The organism is uncultured Salinicola sp. (assembly GCF_937921195.1).
In the GTDB taxonomy this organism is placed as follows: domain Bacteria; phylum Pseudomonadota; class Gammaproteobacteria; order Pseudomonadales; family Halomonadaceae; genus Salinicola.
In genome coordinates this window covers 1-6,644 of sequence record NZ_CALFQK010000115.1, presented here as the reverse complement: position 1 = coordinate 6,644, position 6,644 = coordinate 1, and the positions used below count along the sequence as shown (strand labels likewise).

Here is a 6,644-nt window from a genome sequence, read left to right as displayed (position 1 = left end):
CTGTTACTGCTTCGCCTAGCTTTGGCGATCTGGCTCTATTGCCGGAAGTACTGACCGCCCTCGAAACGCTGGGCTACGAAATTCCTTCGCCGATCCAGACACAGACGATTCCTGCGCTGCTGGAAGGCCGCGACATGCTGGGCCAGGCACAGACCGGCACCGGCAAGACCGCAGCGTTCGCGCTGCCACTGCTGAGCCGTCTCGATCTCGGCCGGCGCGAACCGCAAGTGCTGGTGCTGGCACCGACCCGTGAGCTGGCGCAGCAGGTTGCCGTCTCGTTCTCCAAGTACGGCCAGAACCTGAAAGGGCTGGAAATCGCCACGCTGTGTGGCGGACAGGACTATCGCGAACAGCTGTCGGCGTTGAAGCGTGGCGCTCAGGTCGTCGTGGGTACACCGGGTCGAATCATCGATCACCTGGACCGTGGCAGCCTCAAGCTCGACGGCTTGTCGGCGCTGGTGCTCGACGAAGCCGACGAAATGCTGCGCATGGGCTTCATCGATGACGTCAAGCGCGTGGTGTCTGACACACCCAAGGATGCCCAGCGGGTCTTCTTCTCGGCGACGCTGCCGAGCGAGATCGAGCGCATCGTCAACCGTTACCTGGTCGATCCGGTCAAGGTCGCCATCGAGTCCAAGGTCAGCACCGGCGAGAACATCGAACAGCGCGTCGTGCGCGTCGAAGGCCCCAGCAAGCTGGAAGCCCTGGCGCGTATCTTCGAAGTCGAGACGGTCGATGCCGCCATCGTGTTCGTGCGCACCCGTGCCGCCTGTACCACGCTGGTCGAGCAGCTCACCGCGCGTGGCGTCAACGCCGCCGGCCTGTCCGGCGACCTCGACCAGAGCCTGCGCGAGCGCACCGTGACCCGCCTCAAGCGGGGCAAGGTCGACGTGCTGGTCGCCACCGACGTGGCCGCGCGTGGTCTGGACGTGCCGCGGATCACCCACGTGATCAACTACGATCTGCCGCAGGACTCCGAAGCCTACATTCACCGTATCGGCCGTACCGGCCGTGCGGGGCGCAACGGTGTCGCCATCACCTTTGCCGGCGGTCGCGAAACCCGCAAGGTGCGCTGGGTCGAGCAGGCCACCGGCCAGGCCATGACCGAGATGCCGCTGCCCGACGAGGCCGCCATCCGCGCTCATCGCGACACGCAGTTCAGTGCGCGTCTGCGCGAGATGCTCGAAGCCGGTGGCGATCATCAGCGCGCGCTGATCGAGAAGCTGGTCGAGGAAGGCCACGATCCGATCGATCTGGCGGCGGCGCTGGCGACGCTGGCGCGTGCCGGCGAAGCGCCGATCGGTCGCATCACCAGTTCTCCCTCGCGTCGCGATAGCGGACGTGACGGTGGCCGCGATGGCGGTAGCCGCGAGCGCGGTGCCCCGCGTCGTCGCGACAGTGCGCCGCGCGAAGGCATGACCCGCTATCGGGTCTCCGTCGGCCACAAGGATGGCGTCAAGCCGGGTCAACTGGTCGGTGCGCTGGCCAACGAAGGCGGCATCGAAGGTGGTCGTATCGGCCGCATCGATATCCGCAACGCGTTCTCCGTGGTCGAGCTGCCGAGCGGACTGCCGTCCTCGATTCTGGCCAAGATGTCACGCGCGCGGATCGGCGGACGCTCGCTGGAGATCTCGGAAGACCAGGGCGCGCCCGAGCGTGCACCGCGTCGCCGCACCGATGGCGACGCACCGGTTCGCCGCTCTCACGCCTGATCGTCGAACGTCGCACCGCCAGCCGAGCTCGATGCTCCGCTGGCGTCGAAAGAACGCCGCCCACCTCGTGGGCGGCGTTTTTTTGGGTCCAGTAACGTCGCCTCCTCCCCGGCGCGATCCGAGAGCGATGTCTCCGACCCGTCTCGAGGCAGGACCTAGGTCTGACAGTCGGTGACGGTCTTTGTATGCAATACTCGTTATCGCTGAATCGTGGCACGTCCCGATTCAGGTCCACCGAAAACGTGGCGGAATCAGTTCGATGACCAAGACGCTCAAGGATCAACTGTACGAGGCCCTGCTGCGCAGCATGGCCAGTGGGCACCTGGAGCCCGGCCTGGTGCTGCTCGAGGGCAACATCGCCGATATCTTCGGCATGAGCCGCTCGCCGGTGCGCCAGACGCTGGGGCGGCTGCACGACGAGGGCGCCATCAGCCGTTTCGAAGGACGGGGATTCCTGGTGGGACGGGCCCCGGGGAGTGTCGTGCGTCGATCGCTGACGGCGGCCGATTTCCGGGCCGCGGGCGGCCGCTCCTCCGTCAAGCGAACGGACTCCTGGCGCGCGCTGGCGGAGAGGGTAGAGCACGACGTCGTGCTCTGCTCGATGAAGGGGCGACTCGAGCTCAACGAGCTGCAGCTGGCCAAGTCGCTGGGCGTCAGCCGCGCCACCACGTACCGTATTCTACTGCAGCTACAGTCTCTCGGTGTGGTCGAGAAGATCAAGTACAGCAGCTGGAACGTGGTGCCGCTGGACGACGACCGGCTGCATCAGCTCTACGATGCGCGACGCCAACTGGAGCCGTTCATGATCGCGCGCGCCTGCGAGCGCATCGCCGACAAGTCGATCCAGCGCTATCTGGACCGTCTGGATCAGGCCCAGGCCAGATATCCCAGAATCGAGGCCAGCCAGCTCGATGCGCTGGAGAACGACCTCCACCACGAAGCGCTGGAGCAGGGCGGCAATACCGAGATCCTGATCATGCTTCAGCGCACGCGGCCGATCCTGCTGATCAGCAAGCACCTGCTGGGGGGCGAGATCGAACTGCCGCCGGGCGACCCTTTCTTCGCCGCGCATCGGCAGGTCTTCGAAGCGATGCAGCTGCGGCGCGCCGAGCAGGCCAGCGAAGCGCTCTACCGGCACATCAAGGACTCCGAGGCACTTGTCCAGGAACGTCTGGCCAACTTCCGGCATGCCGGCGAGCTGCGGGAGCCGGGATACCTGCGCTGGTTGAGCCAGCGCTAACCGGGCAGATCGCCGGCTGCCCGTCGTGTCGCGAGCTCAATCGACCGGCATGCCGTTTCGTCGGCGCAACTCCCGGATCAGCGCGCTGTGATCCAGGTCGCCATCGCCATGCGCCAGCATGTCGCCGAACAGCGCATCCGCCTGGCGGCTCATGGGAAGGTCGAGTGACAGCCGAGCGATCTGCGCCATTGCGGTCTGGGTGTCCTTGTACTGCCATTTTGCGGCGCCGCCCGGCGCGAAGCTCTCCTCCAGCATGCGCCGACCATGGAGATCGAGAATGGTCGAGTCGGCGAAACCGCCCATCAACGCCTGACGCACCTGCGCGGGATCGGCCCCGCCGCGTTCCACCAGCAGCAGGGCCTCGGCAACGGTGGCGATGGTGTTGGCAACGATCATCTGGTTGGCGAGCTTGGCGAGCTGGCCGCTCCCGGCGGGGCCGACGTGGGTCGGGCGGCCGAGGGTCGCCAGCAGCGGGCGATGACGTTCGAAAACCGAAGCCTCGCCGCCGACCATGATCGCCAGCGTGCCCTCGATGGCGCCGCGTTCGCCGCCGGAGACCGGCGCATCGAGATAGCCGATGCCATGGAGGCTGGCGGCTTCCGCCTGCCCCTTGGCGGTGTCCACCGGGATCGAGCTCATCACCACCAGGCAGCTGCCTGGCCGCATCGCGGCGATGATGCCAGTCTCGCCCAGCAGGATCTCATCGCAGACGGGGCCGGCGCTCAGCATCACGATGACCACATCGGCATCGTGGGCAGCCGCTTCGGGGGATCGGGCCGCGATCACGCCGGCCGTCTGCAGCGGTGTCAGTTTGTCAGGCGTGCGGTTCCAGGCCTGGACACGATGGCCGACATCCGCCAGGCGGGCCGCCATGGGGCCCCCCATGATGCCGGTTCCGATGAAGCCGATGGTCAGTGGGCTTTCGTCATGGCGATCTTTTTCGACACTGGGATCTTGCATGAGTCGTTTCCTGAAAGAAGGGGACGCTTCCGGGGCCGGGTCACTCGGCGGGGCGGGGAAGAATCCGGCCAGGGGAGATCAGGTACCGGGGGTCCAGGAGACGCTTCAGGCCGCGCATGATGTCGTACTCGGGCTCGGAGAGCGTCTCCAGGAAGGCGGCCTGTTTGAACCGCCCGATGCCATGCTCGGCGCTGATGCTGCCGTCGAAGTCGGCGACGATCTCGAACAGGCGCTCCTCCAGCTCGTGCAGCAGCGACGAGCGCTCGTCGGGATCGAGTCCCGGGGGCGGCAGGATGTTGAAGTGCAGGTTGCCGTCGCCGATGTGGCCATAGGCGATGATCGTCGCTTGCGGAGACAATGTCTGGATGGCGTCGGCAGCGCGTTGGTGGAATGCCGTCAACGACGAGATCGGCAGCGAGACGTCCGTGCGCAGGTGCTCGCCACGATTGCGCTGGCCCTCCAGCATGGCTTCCCGGATGCGCCAGAGGTTGCCGGCCTGGGCCTCGCTGGTGGCGAGCACGCCATCGGTGAGCTGGCCGGCCGCGAGTCCGCGCTCGAACAGGTCCTCGATCATCGTGTCCAGGTCCGCCGGTCCACTGGCGCTGGCTTCCATCAGGACGTAATACGGCGCCGGTGCATCCAGCGGATCGCGCAGATCGGGGGCGGCCTCCATGGCGAGCTCGAGGCAGGCGCGCGGCACCAGCTCGAAGGCGGTCAGCAGGTCGCAGCAACTGCGTCGCGCCAGCGCGTAGAGCTCGAGCACGGCAGCCACGCTGGGGCAGGCCAGCAGGGCGCTGCGACTGACCTGGGGCCGGGGGAACAGCTTGAGTACCGCGCCGGTCACGATGCCGAGCGTGCCCTCCGCACCGATGAAAAGCTGCTTCAGATCGTAGCCCGTGTTGTCCTTGTGCAGCGCCTTCATGCCGTTGTAGATGCGTCCATCCGGCAGTACCACCTCCAGTCCCAGCACCAGTTGCCTCATCATGCCGTAACGCAGCACGTTGAGGCCGCCGGCGTTGGTCGAGACGTTACCGCCGATCTGGCAGCTACCCTGGGCGCCCAGCGAGAGTGGAAAATCGCAATCCGCCGCTTCGGCGGCATCCTTCACCGACTGCAGGATGCAGCCGCCATCCACGCTCATGGTGAAGTTGATGGGGTCGATATCGCGGATCGCCGTCATTCGCTCGAGACTGACGACGAGCTCCGGCCGCTCGACGTCGGGCAGGGCGCCGCCGACCAGCCCGCTGTGACCGCCCTGGGGCACCAGCGCCACATCGTGACGATGGCAGTAGCTCACCACGTCGGCGACCTGGCGCGTCGTCGCCGGGCGTGCCACCGCCAGCGGTTCGGCGCCACGGTAGCCCGGCCAGTCGACGCAGTAGCGCTCCATGTCGTCGGTGTCGGTCAGCAACCCACCCGAACCCAGCATCGCGGTCAGATCGTCGAGCAGCGTGGCCTGAACGGTCATGAATCACCTCTCGCAACGTTATCGAAACCCCTCGTTCCCCATCGAAACAGGCCTCAGCGATACCAGAGCACGACCTGGGGGAAGAGCAGGAACAGCACCAGCAGGGCGATCAACGTGAAGTAGAAGGGGAGCAGACTCTTGACCAGGCTCTCCATGCCGACCTTGCCGACGCCGCAACCGACGTAGAGCACCGTACCCACGGGAGGCGTGATCAGGCCGATCCCGAGGATGAACGACATCAGCACCCCGAAATAGACCGGGTCGATACCCAGCTTGACCACCACCGGCGTCATCAGCGGCGCCAGGATCACCATTGCCGGCGTCAGGTCCATGAAGAAGCCGACCACCAGCAGGAAACCCGACAGGATCAGCAGCAGCAGAAGCTTGTTCTCGGTGATGGCGGAGAGGCTGACCACCAGTTGCTGCGGGATCATGTTGGCGGTGAGCAGCCAGGCCAGAACGCTGGCGAAGGCCAGCAGCAGCATCACCACGCCGGTCAGCTTGCCGGTGGCGATACAGAGCTCGAAGAAACGCTTCAGCGTCAGGCTGCGGTAGATGAAGAACGAGACCGCGAAGGCGTAGACCAGGGCGATCGCCGCGCTCTCCGTCGGGGTGAAGACGCCCGAGAGAATTCCGCCGACGATGATGACCGGCAGCAGCAGCGCCAGCAGCGCTTCCTTCAACGCCGCGAACAGCTCCGGCACCGAGAACGGTTGGCCGCGGCCGTTCTTGCGCGACTGGACGTAGGTGGTCACCGCCAGCCCCAGCGTGATCAGGATGCCCGGCACGATACCCGCCATGAACAGCTGCGAGATCGAGGTATTGGTGACCACGCCGAACAGGATCATCGGTATCGAGGGCGGGATGATGATGCCGACCACCGACGCGGCCACCACGATGGCCGTCGCCAGCGGCGCGCTGTAGCGATGCTGCTTCATCGGCTCGATCATCATGCTGCCCACGGCGGAAGCGTCGGCCACGGCCGAGCCGCTGATGCCGCCGAAGAACATCGATGTCAGCACCGCGACCTGGCCCAGGCCGCCGGCCACGAATCCGACCAGGGCGCTGGCCAGCCGAACCAGGCGGGTGGCGATGCCACCGGCGCTCATGACTTCCCCGACCAGGATGAACAGCGGGATGGCCAGCAGCGGGAAGGAGTCCAGGCCATTGACCGCCTGCGCCACGATCGGCGAGAGCGCGTAGCCGGACTCGAAGAAGATGAACAGGCTGATGGCCGCGAGACCGAACGAGATCGGCATGCCGA

Annotated in this window: 5 protein-coding genes; 2 read left to right on the top strand and 3 right to left on the bottom strand. The window is 66.3% G+C overall.

Features of this window, described 5'->3' with window-relative positions; all coding sequences use genetic code 11:
* Both Q0602_RS12990 and Q0602_RS12985 read left to right on the top strand, forming a co-directional pair.
* Positions 1 to 1,712 (top strand): DEAD/DEAH box helicase (locus Q0602_RS12990; protein WP_298843947.1); only part of this gene is annotated, 1,712 nt, incomplete at its 5' end.
* Positions 1,713 to 1,971: 259 nt separating this feature from the next.
* Positions 1,972 to 2,952, top strand: a complete 981-nt coding sequence (locus Q0602_RS12985; RefSeq protein WP_298843944.1) for a GntR family transcriptional regulator — start codon at positions 1,972 to 1,974, stop codon at positions 2,950 to 2,952.
* A gap of 36 nt (positions 2,953 to 2,988) precedes the next feature.
* Here Q0602_RS12985 and Q0602_RS12980 read toward each other — a convergent pair whose 3' ends face one another.
* The 3 genes from Q0602_RS12980 to Q0602_RS12970 form a co-directional block, all read right to left on the bottom strand.
* Complete coding sequence (locus Q0602_RS12980; RefSeq protein WP_298843941.1) at positions 2,989 to 3,912, bottom strand: NAD(P)-dependent oxidoreductase; 924 nt, start codon at positions 3,910 to 3,912, stop codon at positions 2,989 to 2,991.
* A gap of 40 nt (positions 3,913 to 3,952) precedes the next feature.
* Entirely contained in the window at positions 3,953 to 5,380 is a 1,428-nt protein-coding gene (locus tag Q0602_RS12975) for an FAD-binding oxidoreductase (protein WP_298843938.1), read from the bottom strand.
* Between the two features lie 53 nt (positions 5,381 to 5,433).
* On the bottom strand, positions 5,434 to 6,644 hold a 1,211-nt coding region (locus Q0602_RS12970), incomplete at its 5' end, for a TRAP transporter large permease (RefSeq protein WP_298843935.1).

Coding starts and splice junctions, on each gene's coding strand:
- Q0602_RS12985 (WP_298843944.1), top strand. CDS start 1,972: ATGACCAAGACGCTCAAGGATCAACTGTACGAGGCCCTGCTGCGCAGC.
- Q0602_RS12980 (WP_298843941.1), bottom strand. CDS start 3,912: ATGCAAGATCCCAGTGTCGAAAAAGATCGCCATGACGAAAGCCCACTG.
- Q0602_RS12975 (WP_298843938.1), bottom strand. CDS start 5,380: ATGACCGTTCAGGCCACGCTGCTCGACGATCTGACCGCGATGCTGGGT.